The sequence below is a fragment of the Acinetobacter piscicola genome, from assembly GCF_015218165.1.
GTDB lineage: Bacteria > Pseudomonadota > Gammaproteobacteria > Pseudomonadales > Moraxellaceae > Acinetobacter > Acinetobacter piscicola_A.
Genome location: NZ_CP048659.1, coordinates 1,039,816 through 1,055,851 on the forward strand (window position 1 = coordinate 1,039,816; position 16,036 = coordinate 1,055,851).

General features: G+C 36.5%; 20 protein-coding genes and 1 riboswitch. Of the genes, 8 read left to right on the forward strand and 12 right to left on the reverse strand.

From position 1 onward, the window contains the following. Nucleotides 1-167 precede the first annotated feature (167 nt). The 5 genes from G0028_RS05025 to rpoD form a co-directional block, all read right to left on the reverse strand. Nucleotides 168-1,355, reverse strand: coding sequence for an iron-containing alcohol dehydrogenase (locus G0028_RS05025; protein ID WP_130073002.1), 1,188 nt, complete (start codon nt 1,353-1,355; stop codon nt 168-170). A gap of 3 nt (nt 1,356-1,358) precedes the next feature. Continuing rightward, nucleotides 1,359-1,892, reverse strand: a complete 534-nt coding sequence (locus G0028_RS05030; protein WP_180045999.1) for a hypothetical protein — start codon at nt 1,890-1,892, stop codon at nt 1,359-1,361. A 79-nt stretch (nt 1,893-1,971) separates the two neighbouring features. After that, nucleotides 1,972-2,631 carry a lipoyl(octanoyl) transferase LipB gene (gene lipB, locus G0028_RS05035; RefSeq protein ID WP_174493105.1) on the reverse strand — a complete coding sequence of 220 codons (660 nt, stop codon included), beginning with the start codon at nt 2,629-2,631 and terminating at the stop codon, nt 1,972-1,974. 390 nt (nt 2,632-3,021) lie between these two features. Then, nucleotides 3,022-3,309: a YbeD family protein gene (locus G0028_RS05040; protein WP_130073053.1), complete on the reverse strand. Its 288-nt coding sequence runs from the start codon at nt 3,307-3,309 to the stop codon at nt 3,022-3,024. Between the two features lie 114 nt (nt 3,310-3,423). Further along, nucleotides 3,424-5,361, reverse strand: a complete 1,938-nt coding sequence (rpoD, locus tag G0028_RS05045; protein WP_257222238.1) for an RNA polymerase sigma factor RpoD — start codon at nt 5,359-5,361, stop codon at nt 3,424-3,426. A gap of 339 nt (nt 5,362-5,700) precedes the next feature. On the opposite strand from rpoD, the gene G0028_RS05050 reads away from it, so the two are divergent. Then, nucleotides 5,701-5,910, forward strand: coding sequence for a PA3496 family putative envelope integrity protein (locus G0028_RS05050; protein WP_130072998.1), 210 nt, complete (start codon nt 5,701-5,703; stop codon nt 5,908-5,910). 66 nt (nt 5,911-5,976) lie between these two features. Next, entirely contained in the window at nt 5,977-6,501 is a 525-nt protein-coding gene (locus G0028_RS05055) for a YecA family protein (RefSeq protein ID WP_130072997.1), read from the forward strand. A gap of 132 nt (nt 6,502-6,633) precedes the next feature. On the opposite strand, the gene G0028_RS05060 is transcribed toward G0028_RS05055, so the two are convergent. From G0028_RS05060 to G0028_RS05070, 3 genes are all read right to left on the reverse strand, one after another. After that, nucleotides 6,634-7,047 (reverse strand): ABZJ_00895 family protein, encoded by a 414-nt coding sequence (locus G0028_RS05060; RefSeq protein ID WP_180045997.1) that lies wholly within the window; start codon nt 7,045-7,047, stop codon nt 6,634-6,636. Between the two features lie 59 nt (nt 7,048-7,106). After that, on the reverse strand, nt 7,107-7,727 hold the full coding sequence (locus G0028_RS05065; RefSeq protein ID WP_227554774.1) for a DedA family protein: 621 nt from the start codon (nt 7,725-7,727) through the stop codon (nt 7,107-7,109). Nucleotides 7,728-8,339: 612 nt separating this feature from the next. Beyond that, nucleotides 8,340-9,272 (reverse strand): rhodanese-related sulfurtransferase, encoded by a 933-nt coding sequence (locus G0028_RS05070; RefSeq protein ID WP_174493103.1) that lies wholly within the window; start codon nt 9,270-9,272, stop codon nt 8,340-8,342. A 115-nt stretch (nt 9,273-9,387) separates the two neighbouring features. On the opposite strand from G0028_RS05070, the gene G0028_RS05075 reads away from it, so the two are divergent. Together G0028_RS05075 and G0028_RS05080 are read left to right on the forward strand one after the other, a co-directional pair. Continuing rightward, on the forward strand, nt 9,388-9,891 hold the full coding sequence (locus G0028_RS05075) for a DUF1289 domain-containing protein (protein ID WP_174493102.1): 504 nt from the start codon (nt 9,388-9,390) through the stop codon (nt 9,889-9,891). Nucleotides 9,892-9,970: 79 nt separating this feature from the next. After that, nucleotides 9,971-10,534, forward strand: coding sequence for a LysE family translocator (locus tag G0028_RS05080; RefSeq protein ID WP_373687885.1), 564 nt, complete (start codon nt 9,971-9,973; stop codon nt 10,532-10,534). Between the two features lie 42 nt (nt 10,535-10,576). Here G0028_RS05080 and G0028_RS21020 read toward each other — a convergent pair whose 3' ends face one another. After that, nucleotides 10,577-10,939 carry a Bax inhibitor-1 family protein gene (locus tag G0028_RS21020; protein ID WP_227554775.1) on the reverse strand — a complete coding sequence of 121 codons (363 nt, stop codon included), beginning with the start codon at nt 10,937-10,939 and terminating at the stop codon, nt 10,577-10,579. A gap of 486 nt (nt 10,940-11,425) precedes the next feature. Then, nucleotides 11,426-12,085, reverse strand: coding sequence for a 3,4-dihydroxy-2-butanone-4-phosphate synthase (gene ribB / locus G0028_RS05090; protein WP_180045995.1), 660 nt, complete (start codon nt 12,083-12,085; stop codon nt 11,426-11,428). 105 nt (nt 12,086-12,190) lie between these two features. Continuing rightward, nucleotides 12,191-12,351: riboswitch (FMN riboswitch) on the reverse strand. A 333-nt stretch (nt 12,352-12,684) separates the two neighbouring features. On the opposite strand from ribB, the gene G0028_RS05095 reads away from it, so the two are divergent. Both G0028_RS05095 and G0028_RS05100 read left to right on the forward strand, forming a co-directional pair. Further along, nucleotides 12,685-13,419 (forward strand): carbonic anhydrase, encoded by a 735-nt coding sequence (locus G0028_RS05095; protein WP_373687884.1) that lies wholly within the window; start codon nt 12,685-12,687, stop codon nt 13,417-13,419. Between the two features lie 304 nt (nt 13,420-13,723). Beyond that, the gene (locus G0028_RS05100) at nt 13,724-14,104 is read left to right on the forward strand and encodes a hypothetical protein (RefSeq protein WP_180045993.1); all 381 of its coding nucleotides are present in this window, start codon (nt 13,724-13,726) and stop codon (nt 14,102-14,104) included. Here G0028_RS05100 and G0028_RS05105 read toward each other — a convergent pair whose 3' ends face one another. After that, complete coding sequence (locus G0028_RS05105) at nt 14,105-14,590, reverse strand: transposase (RefSeq protein WP_227554803.1); 486 nt, start codon at nt 14,588-14,590, stop codon at nt 14,105-14,107. A 47-nt stretch (nt 14,591-14,637) separates the two neighbouring features. Beyond that, nucleotides 14,638-14,943, reverse strand: a complete 306-nt coding sequence (locus tag G0028_RS05110) for an IS630 transposase-related protein (protein ID WP_087547287.1) — start codon at nt 14,941-14,943, stop codon at nt 14,638-14,640. Nucleotides 14,944-14,971: 28 nt separating this feature from the next. On the opposite strand from G0028_RS05110, the gene G0028_RS05115 reads away from it, so the two are divergent. Further along, complete coding sequence (locus G0028_RS05115) at nt 14,972-15,646, forward strand: hypothetical protein (protein ID WP_180046282.1); 675 nt, start codon at nt 14,972-14,974, stop codon at nt 15,644-15,646. Continuing rightward, on the forward strand, nt 15,646-15,870 hold the full coding sequence (locus tag G0028_RS05120; RefSeq protein WP_180046280.1) for a hypothetical protein: 225 nt from the start codon (nt 15,646-15,648) through the stop codon (nt 15,868-15,870). Before G0028_RS05115 ends, G0028_RS05120 begins: the two co-directional genes overlap by 1 nt. Nucleotides 15,871-16,036 lie beyond the last annotated feature (166 nt).

Below are 16,036 nucleotides of genomic sequence, written 5' to 3' on the forward strand. Positions count from 1 at the left end.
AATCTACTCCAATTGCAAACTTTTGTCAGTAACTTTAAGCATGTTTTTAGCAGAAAATATGCCAATTTGTATGAAAAATAAGCTAAATTTATGCACGACAAATGAAAAGCCCAATGTTCGAAAACATTAGGCTTATTTCAATGGTATATTGGCTTATTTTTCAACAATTACCAAGCTTTTTCTAAAATAGATTTCAAATCTTTAAATGTTGCTTCTTTCGGGTTGTAAATGATAGAACCATCATTAAGTGCTTTATCTGCCACTTCATCCAATTGCTCTTTGGAGACTTTACCTGTTTCACTCAAAGTGCGTGGTAATTTGGTCAAAGTATAGATACGATCACGCATCGTATTTAACACAGCAATCGCTTTTTCAGCACGTTGATTAGCAGGGGTTTGTGCATAAATGTCTGCACCTGCAAGCGGTAATAATAAATCAGCGATTTTATCGCCATTTACTTCTTTATTATATTCAAGTACATAAGGTAAAAACAGGTTCATACATAAACCATGCGGCAGATGTGCAACCGCACCAAGCGCATGACCTAATGAATGCACTAAGCCAACCATTGAGTTTGAAAATGCAATGCCTGCCATCGTTGATGCCTGTGCAAGTTCTAAACGACCTTCTGCATCACTTGGGTTGTCTAAGACATTAAATAAGTTTGCACTGACTTTTTTAATTGCAGCAGTCGCATATGCATCTGAAATCGGATTTGCTGCCATACAGGTATATGCTTCAACAGCATGCGTCATGGCATCCATTGCGGTCATCGCTGTTAAATGCGGTGGCAAGGTCTGAGTCATGCGGGGGTCTAAAATTGCAGCATGTGGCATTAAATAGTTTGATGCAAATGCCATTTTGACATGTTTTTGATTGTCGGAAACGACAGCAACCATCGTGACTTCAGAACCCGTACCTGAGGTGGTTGGAATCACAAAAAAAGGTTTCAGTGGTCGTGGTAGATTATGCGCACCTGAATATTTAGTCAGGTCATCACCACCTTCAGTCACCAAAATATTAGATGCTTTAGCCGTGTCAATCACTGAACCGCCACCCACAGCAATAATTGCATCACAATTGTGCGTACGATATGCTTGTGCAACTGCACGCACCGTTTCTAAGCTTGAATCTGGTGGGACATCATCAAAAATAAAGCCAATTTCGACATCTGTAGAGATAAATGCTGCTTCAATTGGTTCAAGTAGCTTATTGGTACGTACCCCTTTATCTGTAATGATCATTGGACGTTTTGCGCCAAGTGATGATAATTCATAAGGAATATGTTCAAGTGCAGCATGACCAGCAATGACTTTTACAGGACAAAAAAATTCGTAATACGGTTTAGCAGCCATGTGTTATGCACTCCTTTTTAAATAAGATTGGGCAACTTTAAGGTAAATATTTGCTGCGCCAGATAATTTTTCTTTTAAGCTTAATTCATGTGGGTATTCTTTGACTGCAAGTTCTGCCACCAATTTTGGTAAAATTAAGGCTTCCATTTTATTTAAACAACGGACTAAACGAATTGCATATGACAAATCACCATCTGCAATCATACGGTCATTAGCAAAAGCCTGGGCAGTACTTTCCTGAAATGAAAATACCAAAAATGCATGATGCAGATGTTTAAACGTAATGGTTAGATCAGGTTTACCTTGCAAAGACGTAACGAGTTCTAAATTATGCTGTGCATTGACTTTGGCAATAAAAGCAGCTCCATTAGGGAACACTTTCATTGAAAGTACAAAATCGACAGGGAACTTAGATACTTCATGTCTAATTTCATCATCGACTTGACTCGCCATGCCCAAACCTCTGCCAATCACGTCCATCATGAGCTTGACATAGGCTTGTTCTAAAGCGGGTTTTACAGATTTACTTGAAATCACTCGCTTATCCCTTTATTTGAGTTAGTATTATATTTTAGAGTAATTACTCTAATTTGTTTTAAGTGAAAAGGGAAGTGCTTTATTGTGAAATGACTTTAACGTCATTAAAAAAGCCACTTTCTTTTAAATAAGTACTAACATCTTCTGCTAGTTGTTTGAATTTTGGATAATTTTCTACAAGGTCACAGATGCGAACCATTTCTAAACCAGCATAACCGCAAGGGTTAATGGTATGAAAACCATCAAGATTGCAGTCGATATTGAGTGCTAAACCATGATAACTGCGACCTTTACGTATTTTAAAGCCTAAAGAGCCAATTTTTCGTTCATTCACATATACACCAGGTGCATCAGGTTTAGCATAGGCTTCGATATTGTATTTTTTGAGCAGATCAATCATCAAATTTTCTGCATAGCTTACCAAAGTGCGAACATTCCATTTTAAGCGATTTAGATCAAACATAAAATAGATCACCATTTGACCTGGACCATGCCAAGTGACTTGACCGCCACGATCTGATTGCACCACAGGAATATCTGTATGCACAAGAATATGTTCTGGTTTTCCAGCTTGTCCCTGAGTTAAAACATCAGGATGCTGTAAAATCCACAATTCATCAGGTGTATTTTCATCACGTTGTTCGGTGAGGGCTTTCATTTCCTGAAAGCGTGTTGCATAGTCTGTGAGTTGTTTAAATTCACGAATGATTAAATTTGGTAAACCATCAGATAGATTCATAACACGTGTCGATAAGAAACTTTAATTTTCTCTTATATTAGAATGTTTCGCAGGCTTTAAGTATTATTTATTACAAATTAATCATTGATGGTACATAAATATTCAAAATAATTATTTGATTTTCATCATTAGTAAGATGAAGACAGTATGATCTAGCATTTTTAAAGTAAACATTCTATTCTAGAGTATGTAGGACTTGAATTTTTTATGCAAGAAGGCAATATCACGGGATAAGCCGTAAAGGCTCATTTTAAAACGTTAATTTAAAATTAACTAAGAAAAAATTAAAATAACAGTATCTTAACAGGATAGGTACAGTCAGTTGTTTAAAAATATGATGAAAAAAATCAGAGTACTCAGACTCTGATTTTTCAGTTTCTAATTGAATGTTTACAGTGCAGTTTTAATTAATGAGCAAGCTGCTAAATCTGCATAGAGTTGATGGACTTGTTCGAGTTCATCAAAGCGTAATTGTGCGGTAATTGAATGATATTTACCTGTACGTGATGGTTGTACTTTTAAAGTGGCTTCATCAAATTCAGGGAAATGTTTAACTAAAATTTCAACAACAGCACCACGCAATTCTTCGCCAGCATCACCAATCAATTTGATTGGATAATCCATTGGAAATACCCAAAGATCTTCACGAAGTTCGCGAGAAGGTGTACGGTCTAACATTGACATGAGTGTCCCCTAATTTCAAACGCCTGCAAGAGCAGGCGTTGTGTTGCAATTAACTACTTAATGGAGGTGAATAATAAATTTTCAAGTCTCCATAAAGAGTAGTAGATTTTAGTCATTTTCAAGGAATGAACGTAAATGTTCCGAACGAGAAGGGTGACGTAATTTACGTAACGCTTTCGCTTCAATCTGACGAATACGCTCACGTGTAACGTCAAACTGTTTACCCACTTCTTCCAAGGTATGGTCGGTTGGCATGTCGATACCAAAACGCATTTTCAAGACTTTCGCTTCACGTTCAGTTAAGTTTTCAAGTACTTCACGAGTCGCTTCTTTCAGACCTTCTGAAGTTGCGGCATCAACAGGTGAGGTGATGTTGCCATCTTCAATAAAATCACCCAAATGCGAATCTTCATCATCACCGATTGGGGTTTCCATTGAAATTGGTTCTTTCGCAATTTTCAACACTTTACGAACTTTAACTTCGTCCATTTCTAGACGTTCGCCCAATTCTTCAGGTGTTGGTTCACGTCCCATTTCTTGCAGTAATTGACGAGATACACGGTTGATCTTGTTAATGGTTTCAATCATATGCACAGGAATACGGATCGTACGTGCTTGATCGGCAATCGAACGGGTAATCGCCTGACGAATCCACCAAGTTGCATAAGTCGAAAATTTATAACCACGGCGATATTCAAACTTGTCTACCGCTTTCATCAAGCCAATGTTACCTTCTTGAATCAAGTCAAGGAATTGTAAGCCACGGTTGGTGTATTTTTTCGCAATTGAAATAACCAAACGTAAGTTGGCTTCAACCATTTCTTTTTTCGCACGACGCGCTTTGGCTTCACCAATTGCCATACGTTTAGAAATGTCTTTGATGCCTTTAACATCTAAACCTAAGTCGTTTTCGATGTCTGCAATCTTTTGTTGGAATGCCAATACATCAGGACGAACTTTTTCTAAATAATTTTTAAGTTCAGCAGGTGCTTTAGCAATTTGCTCATCTAACCAAGCAAAGTTTGACTCTTGACCTGGGAAAGAGGTACGGAATTGCGTACGATCCATACGACCACGACGTACTGCATAACGCATAATTTCACGTTCAGAGGTACGAATTTGTTCATGTGTACCACGAATCATTTCAGAAATGATGTCAAATAAACGTGGTGTAAATTTAAACATCATAAATACAGTTGCAAGAGCTTCCATTGCTTCTTTACTTTCAGCACTGTTACGTCCTGATTTTGCAATAGATTCTTTTGCAGTATTCCAGACAGCTTGTAATTCTTCAAAACGCGCTTTGGCAATTTCAGGGTCAGGGCCAGATTCGCCTTCAGAATCGTCATCACCTTCGGCTTCTTCTTCCTCGTCGTCGTCATCCAACTTTACATCTTTGGTTGGTTTGCTAGAAGATTCTTCTTCGTCATCAAGATCTTCAGCTTCATCTTCCAAAACTTCAGGAATTTCTTCGTCAGTTTCAGGGTCAAGATAACCTGATAAAATGTCCGCTAAACGGCGTTCACCCGCTTCATAATCTTTGTATTCTTGTAAAACCACTTCCACAGCATTTGGCCAATACGCAATTGAATGTAGAACATCACGGATGCCTTCTTCGATACGTTTTGCAATGCTGATTTCGCCTTCACGGGTCAAAAGTTCAACGGTACCCATTTCACGCATATACATACGGACAGGGTCAGTGGTACGACCAGGTTCATTTTCTACAGAAGCAAGAACAGCGGCTGCTTCTTCTTCAGCCACTTCATCTGCTGCTTCGCTGTTGCCTTCGAACATGGCATCGTCAGTTTCAGGTGCACGTTCATGCACAGGGATACCGACGTCTTGAAGCATTTGGATAATGTCTTCAATCTGTTCGCTTTCGGTGATTGAGTCTGGGAGATGATCGTTAACCTCAGCATAGGTTAAGTAACCTTGTTCTTTGCCTCGGCTAATCAGAGCCGCTACTTGTGAAGTAGGGGAATGCATGTCGCTCATCTTTACTCTCTTCTCGTTGAAATCTGTGGTAGTGAAAACTGTATTCAGCACAGTCCATAACCATTTTTATGGCAATAATTTGGGTATTTCATCAGAATAAATAGGCTCTGATAAAATCAGTAAAATTGGTTTCTGTGACTTAAAATGGGGATGAATTTGTTGTTTTCAAGTTCAACCCTACAACGTATCTTCTATCTACAAGTGCTCAAAATGAGTCATCAAATAGAAGGACGTAGGGTGGATTATACCATGCCATAAATTTCGGCACAAAAAAAGCCCAAATTGGCCTAAAAATGTAAAAAAAATAAATAAAACTTGACAAGATTTCATAACAAAGATAAATAGCGCCTAGACCCATTCACATTTTTTCATTATGAGGTAGTTTTAGTGTCTTCTACAGATTTTGAACTAGATGATAACTACGGTGATGATGATGTTAGTTTTGATGAGTCATCAAGCAAAATTAGCGCCAAAGAATCATTAGAAAAACGTCGTTTAATCGATGATTTACTTGCTCAACGCCGTTTAGATCGCGAATTAAAAGATTTTGATTATGATTTTGATGACGACGACGATTTTGATGATGACGATGCTTAAAACAGATTGGGCATAGCGCTAAAAAATGCTATGCTTTTACACTGATTCAAATCAATTGGAAACAAGATGAGTGCTTTAGATTTAGACCTGTTAAGTGACTATTTAGATGGCGACCAAAACGAGTACGGTCTAGATTTCGCAGCGACTCATGGTTTTTTATGTGCAATTGCGGTTGGTCCACAATTTGATCGTTGGTTAGACGAGCTGTTTGAAGGAAACCAAAGCAAAGCACCAAAAGAAATCATTGCGCAAATTAAGACATGGTTAGATGATATTCGTCAAAAATTATCTAATGAAGAAGGAGTGGAATTTCCTTTTGAAATTGAAGAGGCAGATGTTGAGTCAAGCTTAGGTGATTGGTCTGTGGGTTTTGTCGATGCAATGTTCCTCAATGAAGAAGCATGGTTTAGCCCTGAGTATGAAGAGCAAGTGGTTGATTTAACCCTGCCGATGATGGTCTTTAGTGGTGTGGATGATGAAGACCCGCAAATGGAATCTTTCCGTCGCAATGGTCAGCTCATGGATGAAATTGCAGAAGAAATTCCTGATAATTTAAATGAAATTTATTTGATGTTCCATTCAGATCAATAAGTTTAAGTTTGATGAGAAAGCACCTTTAATCGGTGCTTTTTTATTGTTTGGTGTATTGTTTAGTTTTAAGGGTTAATTGAAATATATGTTATGAGAATAAGTTTTTTATTCTTTTTTGACTGCAAATAACTTTTAGTGAGTCGTCTTTAAAAATAATTTTGCCGAAATGGTATACACTGTAAAAAATACCGCAGCATGTACTGCCACCATACAGAGCATAATAACAGCAGAGAGTGCTAGACCTGCTTGATCTGCAGATTTTAAAATTTGTTCTGCTTGAGGGTTCATTAAGACTAAAAAGAACGTGAAAAAACTACCAATGACAATTGCAACCGCACTAAGTCCCCAAATCAGTTGGATTTTTTCATCAGATGAAGCTAAGCGTTGTTCACGTTTAAAATAATAATGTGCATTGATGAATGCTGCTATGACCAAGGTTGGAAAGAGAGAAATATAGCCGAGTGGGAAAATAAAAATAAGAATCAACATTAATAGAATTAATGCAACAGCATAGACTTTGGCAAAATGAAGATAATAATGCGGCATTCTTATTCCTAAATATAAATCAAAGCAATAGCTTACAGTGTAACAGTTTTAAATTGGATTTATCTTTGAGATTGATGTCGAGTCTTACGTTGATGTCTACGATAGAGGATCCAAAGGATGACGACAATCACGATTGCCATAATAAAATAGCTCACTTGATGAAAGATTTGCTGCATCAAGGCTTGATTTTCACCGAAATAAAAACCGACACAAGCCAAAAAGGTTGTCCAAATCACGGTTCCTAATCCGCTATACAGCATAAATTTCCAAAATGGCATGCCACTCATACCCGCAGGGATGCTGATCAGTGAACGTACCGCAGGAATCATACGACCAAAAAATACAATACGATGTCCATATTGTTCAAACCAATCCAAAGATTTTTCCACATCGGTTGACTTAATAAAAAGATATTTGCCGTAACGATCGACCCATTTAAATAAGGTTTGCTGTGAGATTTTGTGTCCGAGCCAGTACAGCAATGCAGCAGCAAGCAAAGAGCCAAGGCTTCCTGCAATGATTACACCTGTCAGAATCAGTTTGCCTTGAGAGGCAGCGAGTCCTGCAGAAGGCATAATAATTTCAGATGGAATAGGTGGGAAGACATTGTCTAAAAACATAAGTAGAGCAATGCCGAAATAGCTCAATTGCTCCATGATGGAAATAATCCATTCAGTCATTTTATCGCATCACTAACGAAGTGGATATTTATAGTATTGCGTGTAATTCACTTCGTAAAGTGATGCGGCGTATATCTTTGTAAAGTGTTATATCTTAAAAAATTAGTCTTGGTAATGAATCAGTGTATGAATATAAATTTTACGTAAACAGTAGGTGAGTGCAACAGGAAAACTCATTAATAAAAAGAGATTTATCCAAGTTGTATTTAGATGATAGCCGATAAACAATGACAGTATTGCTCCGATCATCATACCTAAGCAAATGATAAATAGATGTGACTCTTGTTCAAGTTCAGTTTTTATGTTTTGGCTCGTAATTACGGGAACAGTCTGTGAATAAGGGTAATGTATGCGATGAGATGGAAGGTAAGCGTTTTTATTCATCATATGAATTTCCTTATCATTTGTAATACAGCTTTTCAGTATCTACTTAATCACTTTTAAACAATGGATTGAATAAATTTGATATTAGCAATCAATTTTGTAATCTGCTCTCCTGAAGCACATATTTCATGTATGAATACTTTATGCGTTCTATAAAATGTGTCATGTAAATGTAAAAAAACCGCATCAAATATGCGGTTTTTTTACAAATTGGATAAAAATCTTAGATTATAAGCGTTTACGTTTTGCTGCTACGATTTGTGATTGGCGCATACGGAAACCTTCTTTTTGTTTTTCAGAAGTTTTTTCAATACAGTACACACAAGATACGCCGTGCTCATAACTTGGTAAAGCAACTTCTTCTGGGGTTAACGGCCAACCGCAAGCATGACATTTAATATTGGTGCCTTCTTCAACGCCATGTGTAACTGCAGTACGACCATCAAAAACGAAGCATTCACCTTCCCACATACTTTCTTCAGCAGGGGTTTCTTCTAGGTATTTTAAAATGCCACCTTTAAGATGATAAACCTCGTTAAAACCTTCTTGTAAAAGTAATGACGTTGATTTTTCACAGCGAATACCACCTGTACAGAACATGGCAATTTTTTTATCTTTGTGTTGCGCTAATTCCTTTTTAACGTAGTCAGGAAATTCACGGAAAGTTTCAGTTTTAGGATCAACTGCGCCTTTGAATGTGCCTGCTTTATATTCATAGTCATTACGTGTATCAACTAAGATCACATCATCACGTGCAATGAGTTCATTCCACTCTTTTGGATCGAGATAATGTCCAACCAAGTCACGTGGTTTCACTTCTACGCCCAAAGTTACGATTTCTTTTTTGAGTTTAACTTTCATTTTACGGAATGGTTTATCGTCACTATGAGATTCTTTGTATTCCATAGCATTAAAACCATTGTCTAAAAGAAATTGATGAATAACATCAATTGCTTGACGATCACCTGCAACAGTACCGTTGATTCCTTCACCTGCAACAATTAGAGTACCGCATAAGTTGATGGTTTTTACCAAGTCTAAAAGACGTTGTTGAAGATCGGCAGGATCTTGAACTTCTTTGAATTGATAAAGTGCTGCAACAACCCAACCAGTGGTCGCTTGCTGTTCTACAGGTGCAAGCTGTTCTACAGTAGCGTTCATGGAATACTCCAAATGTATTAAGATATGAAAAAAATTAGGTGCGTATTCTAGCCTGAATTTTGAAAATTTGCGAGAAAGCCATAGCAAAAATATGGTTTTAAATGAGGAAAATATTTTGAGTAATAAAAGTCGAATCCCAACATTAACCCCGTGTGCAGGACGCTGTTCAACGGTTTTTGGTGATTCGGTTTGTCGTGGTTGTCGCCGTTTTAATCATGAAGTGATCCAATGGAATACCTATACCGCAGAACAGCGTTTGGCTGTTTGGAAGCGTTTGGATGCACAACTTGATCAAATTTTAGTCCCGATGTTGCCTTTTGCTCAGCTACAACATGTTGAAGGTTTTATTTTAAGTAAACGTGTCCGTGTGTTAGATGGAGCTTCAAAAGGGCGTAAACTTTACCATGCATTAAAAATTTGTGAAAAAAATCGTTCACTTGCAGATGAAAGTGGCTTAGGTATTGGGGCTAAACAAGTCAAACCTTTATGGGATGAGTTTGAACGCCGTGTTTTGGCATTGGCAACGGCGAGTTATGATTTGGCATGGTTGCGTGCAGATGGTATTCGCCATAATTTATTGAAAATCATGGAAGAGGATGAAGAATTACATTCTTTATAATTTAATGAATCATCAGTTATTATTTGGATAAGTCTTGGATTTTTCAGCCTATATTTTGTACTGTATCGCTGTGGTGATCATGATTGCAACGCCTGGACCTGTGATGCTTTTGGTGGCAAGTGCAGGTTTAAAAGGTGGGTATAAAAAAGCATTACATACGATTGTGGGAACAAATTCAGCTTCTTTGTTACTTATCGCGATTTCTGTTTTGATTTTAAAAGGCTTTTTTAATATTGCCAGTCATTGGTTTAATTTGATCAAAATTTTGGGTTGCTTATATATTGCTTATTTGGGCATACAAATCGTACGAGAGGTATTAAGCCAAAGCCAGCAAGACCAAGAGATTTCGCGCCAAGTACAAGGGGGTTTTCAACAAGGTTTTCTTGTGGGAATTTCCAATCCTAAAGATATTATTTTCTTTGCATCTTTTTTTCCTCAATTTACGCATGTGACATCCACCTTAGATCAGAGCTTAGTTGTGTTGACTTTAACGTGGATTATCTTAGATTTTGCGACTTTATCGGTGGTTTATTTAGGTTTTAATGCATTATCTAAGTCTAAGCTTTACTCTAAAATTTTACTGGGCTGTGGTGCAATTTTGATTGCAGTTGCGTTATATGGCATTTATTCAATTTGGTTTTGAAGTAAATAAATAAAAAGCATTAAAAATTAATCATCAAAATAGCTAAAATAGGCTGCGTATATAGCTGAATAAGCCAATGATATCCATAAATAAATCAAATGCTCCGAAACGTGCATCATAACCAAATTGTTCAGCGCGAATTAGAATTTGACTGGTGTCATATAAGATCCATCCAATAAAGACTGCTGAGCCAAAAAATCCTAAAAATAAAGATAAGATGCTGATATGGAAAAATAACGTTAAGATTCCCCCAACCAGTAAAATCCAAAAACCAATATTCAGACTCGCTGCCAAAAATGAGAAATCACGTTTGCTAAAAAATACATAAGTACTGACACCTGCAAAAATTGCTAATGTCGTTAACGCAGCACTTAAAAAATAAATTTGGGCTATATAAATGGGCAATTTGTCCCATTGCTAAACCTGTAATGACTAGAAATATGGGAAATACTGCTTTGATGGAATTTCGCCAACCAAACCAGCCGCATGCAACCCAAATTAAGAAGTCGAATATCATGACAGGAAACTGAAGCATCGGCGGTAAAACATGATATGAAAAAATGCCAATGATGGTCATGATGAGTAATGAGCCAAATAAAATCGTATAGGTACGTTGTATGAAGGCAAGTTGATTTTGATCCAATTCAGAAAGGCTACTTAACATATTTATTATCCTATTATTTATATTGTTTAAATAAACTTAATATTTTTTTAGAATTATGCTTAAATTTTAATAATTATAATAGCTAAAAAAGAGTATAAAAATAATAGCATAGTGATTTTTTATTTAATTTTCTTATTTTATATACTGAATTAAAAAAGCATGAGAATGCTAATCAAATTCTCATGCTTAAACTGGCTTAATATGAATTTTAGATTTTATGGTCTAAATTAAACACCATGCGCTAAACGATATTGTGCAATTTCATCAATGGTAATGAGTGTTAAATGATGGGTTTGTGCATATGCTAAAACTTGGATACCTGAAGCCATCGTACCATCAGGATTGGTGACTTCACACAATACGCCCGCAGGTTTTAAGCCTGCCATACGTGCTAAATCAATAGAACCTTCTGTATGTCCACGACGTATAAGCACACCACCATCACGACCACGTAAAGGAAACACATGTCCGGGACGATTTAAATCACTGGCTACAGCACCATCCTTGATAGCGGCTTGAATGGTTGTGACGCGATCTTTGGCTGAAACGCCTGTAGTCACGCCTTCAGCTGCCTCAATGGTGACTGTAAATGCAGTTTTAAAATGACTTGAATTGTCCTGAACCATAGGGGCTAATGCTAAATGGTCGGCAAGTTCAGAAGTGAGTGTCAGACAGACAATCCCAGAACCATCACGAATCATACGTGCCATGGTTTCAACATTTAATGTTTCGGCTGCAACAATCAAATCTGCTTCATTTTCACGATCAAAATCGTCCATGACCAAGACAGGTTTGCCTTGACGCATATCTTCTAAAGCTTGTTCTATACGTTGCTCAGCAGGAGAAAGTGCTGAAAAGAAAATTTCGGGTTGGATTAAACTAGACATTGAAACGCTCTCGTAAAAATAAAAATACGGTTGAACATTTCAGGACATGTGAAAATAGTGGCGTTACAAAACAGATCCGAGTGAATCGAATCTGTTCAAAAGTGACGTCGTCTTCTTTCATCCGGACTATACCGTCGGCTTTGGCTTTGACCAAATCTGCCTATCATTTTATGAGAAATAATAGGCTCGTGGGCTGAATAAATACGTTCTAAAGAACATATTTAAATTACCACCGGTGGGGAATTGCACCCCGCCCTGAAGCGATGTGTACTGATTATAGTGCATTTTTATAAGAAAAAACGGATTTTCTATAGAACGATGCGTACTATATTTATGATAAAAATAGCTTAACTTTTTAAAAAAATATTATGTGAATATCTTAGTAATTGTATGCTCATAAAAGGCTGGAAAATGATAATTTTAACCATTGATACAATTAACTCTTCATTATTTAATGTTTTTATATTTTATTTTGAAATTTTAAATCAATGATGCTATCGATTTAGAAGGTTAAGTATTGAATATTATTAAAAATAAATATGTGTCTTAGCAACTGACTAAGATCGATATTCTTTATAACTTTAAAATAAGAGGTTTCTGTGAAAAAAGTATTATTTGGTCTATGTATTTTTCCTTTGTCGACAACGATGCTCTATGCAGGTCAAGGAAATGACTGGGGATATGATACAAACAATGCACCTGAAAAATGGGCGAGTTTAAGTGAAAAGTATCATGCTTGTTCAGGTTTAAATCAGTCGCCAATTGATATTAAAAATACCACATCAGCTAAACTTGAACCTTTAACTTTTAACTACACGACAAGTGCAAAATCGATCGTAAATAATGGACATACTGTTCAGGTCGATTTTAATGCAGGAAATAGTTTGACTTTAGATGGTCAAGAATTTGTTTTAAAACAATTCCATTTACATAGTCCTAGTGAAAATAAAATCAATGGTGTGAGCTATCCAATGGAAATGCATTTGGTTCATGCTAATGCACAGGGTGAGCTAGCAGTGGTTGCAGTGATGTATCAAAAAGGGCAAGAGAATGCAAGTTTAGCGCACACGTGGAAAAATTTACCGAAGCAAGCAGGGCAGATGCTTAACTTAGAAGAAACTGAAAAAGCTGCAAATTTTTTGCCTAAAAAACTAGATTATTACCGTTTTAATGGCTCTTTAACGACACCACCATGTACAGAAGGGGTGCGTTGGATTGTATTAAAAGATATTCAAACTGCATCTGAGGCACAGTTTGATGAATTTAATCAACTGTTAAGTCATCCAAACAATCGTCCTGTACAGCCTGTGAATGCACGCGTTGTTTTAGAATAATTTATGTAATATTTCCGCTCATACTTTGTGCCTGCCAGTAGATATAAAGTTGAGTGGAAGTAATTAAAATTTAAATAAAAGTAAGATGTTGATGTGACCGCATTGGCATGAATAATAAAATTTATGTTGCATTCATTACGATGGCTTTTCTATTGGCTGAAACATGGCTTATATCCATCTGGATATTTAAAAAAATAAAGAGGATGTGTAGCTGTGATTAAGATCAAGCTAGAAAAGAATGATCTTTGTTGGAATTTTATTTTATCATGGCTGTATTTTTTTGATTGTTGTGACCTGATTAGCCATGTCTTTTGATATTAAAGTGACTCAACAGCCTCAAGCTGAATTTCATCCGCAGCACAAAAAACTAAATCAATTGATTCAACAGATTGAGCAACAAAAGCAAGATTTAAAGCTTGGGCAAAATGCACAAAGTGAAATCCAGAGTTATTTGCAGCAAAAATTAGTCCCGATTTATCGTGATTTACATACGATTTTATTCAAGCAACTTGAGCAATTGTGGGCACATTTACAACAGCAAGACTTTTCAAAAGCTGATTTAGAACAACTCGATCACAAACTTACTCAACTTGCTAAGCAACTGAAAAAATCATCGTATTTAAATACAGCACAACTGCAAAAAGTTGTAGAAGTTCATATATTTTATCAACAAAATCATTTATAGCTAAATACCAAATAAATCATTACAGTAATCTTTAAATAATTTATCAATATCTTTAACTCTAAACTTAGTTCGAATCGCCTTGACTCGTGACCACATATTTTCTATTGGATTTAAATCTGGACTATATTTAGGAAGCCACACAATGTAATGGCCTGCACAACGTATCAACTCCTGAAGTCTTTTCCCTTTGTGAAAGGTCGCATTGTCCATAATCAAAACACTGCTTTCTTTCAACTTAGGTAATAAATCCTGTTCAATCCAACATTCAAATACTTCTGTATTCACAGAACAATTAAACACACCAACTGTCAACAATCTATTTTCGATAATTGCACCGATCGCATTACTGCAATTCTTCAACTGCCAGTTAAATTCACCTTCAGCACGTGTTCCTTGAAGGCTATAACTATGAGTTCTGGTACTTTCACTTTGAAAACCACTTTCATCTATGTAAATCAGAGGCAATTTCCCTTCTAAACACTCTATGAGATTTTGAAATTGCTGACGTTGATTTTGATCTGCTTTAGGATGCTTTAACGTCTTTTTTTACGCGATATTCCTGCGGCATGTAATGCATTAAATACCGCATGAGTGCTTACTCCTAAACGTTCAGCTCGCTCATACTGATAATCATCAGGATATTGTTCAACATCCTTCAATATTTGCTCTCTGCTAATTTTAGCTGGACGGCCAGGAATAGGTTTGTTTGTAGTGGACTTTTTCCAGTTCTGAATCGTTTGTATACAGATGTTAAAATGCTGTGCTGCTTTTCGCACAGACATTTCATCTCGAATCATAATTTCTATGACTTTGTCTTTAAAATCTTTTGAATATCCCATATCTCTATTGTTCTATAGTTTTTAGGATTTGGCTATATATAAAAAGTCGAAGAAGGCAAAGAAAAAGTCAATTTTTGAAAATGAACAAGTCGTAGAAAATGAAAATCAGTATTCAAACTTTGAAAATGTAGAATATGCCGTTGATCAGTGTGAAGATTGGGACAATGATCAGTTTCAGCGTGAACGTGAAGAACATCAACGTAAGCGCTTACAGTTGAAGCGTGAGCAGGCTGAGAAGTTGGCGGAGCAATCTTTAAAAACGGTGTATTTAAAAATCACCGCCATGATTCATCCTGACCGTGAACCTGATGAGGTTAAAAAGTTAGAAAAAACTGAACTTCAGCAAGTGGTAAATCAGGCGTATGAGCAACAGGATTTATTTTATTTATTAAAGCTTCAATTACAGCTGGAAACCAATCAGGGCAAAAGTCCAAAGGCTTTGACGGACGAGCATTTAAAGTTTTATAAAATGGCATTGGATGCACAAAGTCAACGTTTGGCGAGTCAGATTGATGATATTACCGATGCTTTGCATTGGAGTGAAAAGCCGAAGCCGAAAAATATGCAGGTGAAAGATGTGTATAAGGTAATTGATGCGGATGTTGTGGCGTTAAAAGAACAAATAAAGTGGGAAAAGGAACGTTTGAAATATATGGGGAAAGTAAAAGGGTTGGAAGTGTTGTTGAGGAATGGAGTGCTTTGATGTTTTTTATTAAAAGTACGTTTCCCTCTCCTGAGCAAATTTTAAAGCAGTGCTTTAAAATTTGCTCAGGAGAGGGACTTCATTGCGAAACTCATACAGACATTAAATCCAATGATGTTCCCTTTCTTTGTGGTGAAGGGGCAGTGATGTGTGCTAATAAAAACGGAGAGTTTAAATCTCTTTCAAAAGCTCCACCACAGTATTTGTATATAAGCATAAGTTAATTTCTACTAGACTATATTTCATATCTATATGATTGTTTTATCAGAGAATTCAAGGCGTATTATTAAATCAATTTAATCCCTCCCAACCTCCCTTTAAAAAGGGAGGAGCTGTCACGTAATTCATTAAATCACATGACATTTCCCTCTTTTTCAAAGAAGGGTTAGG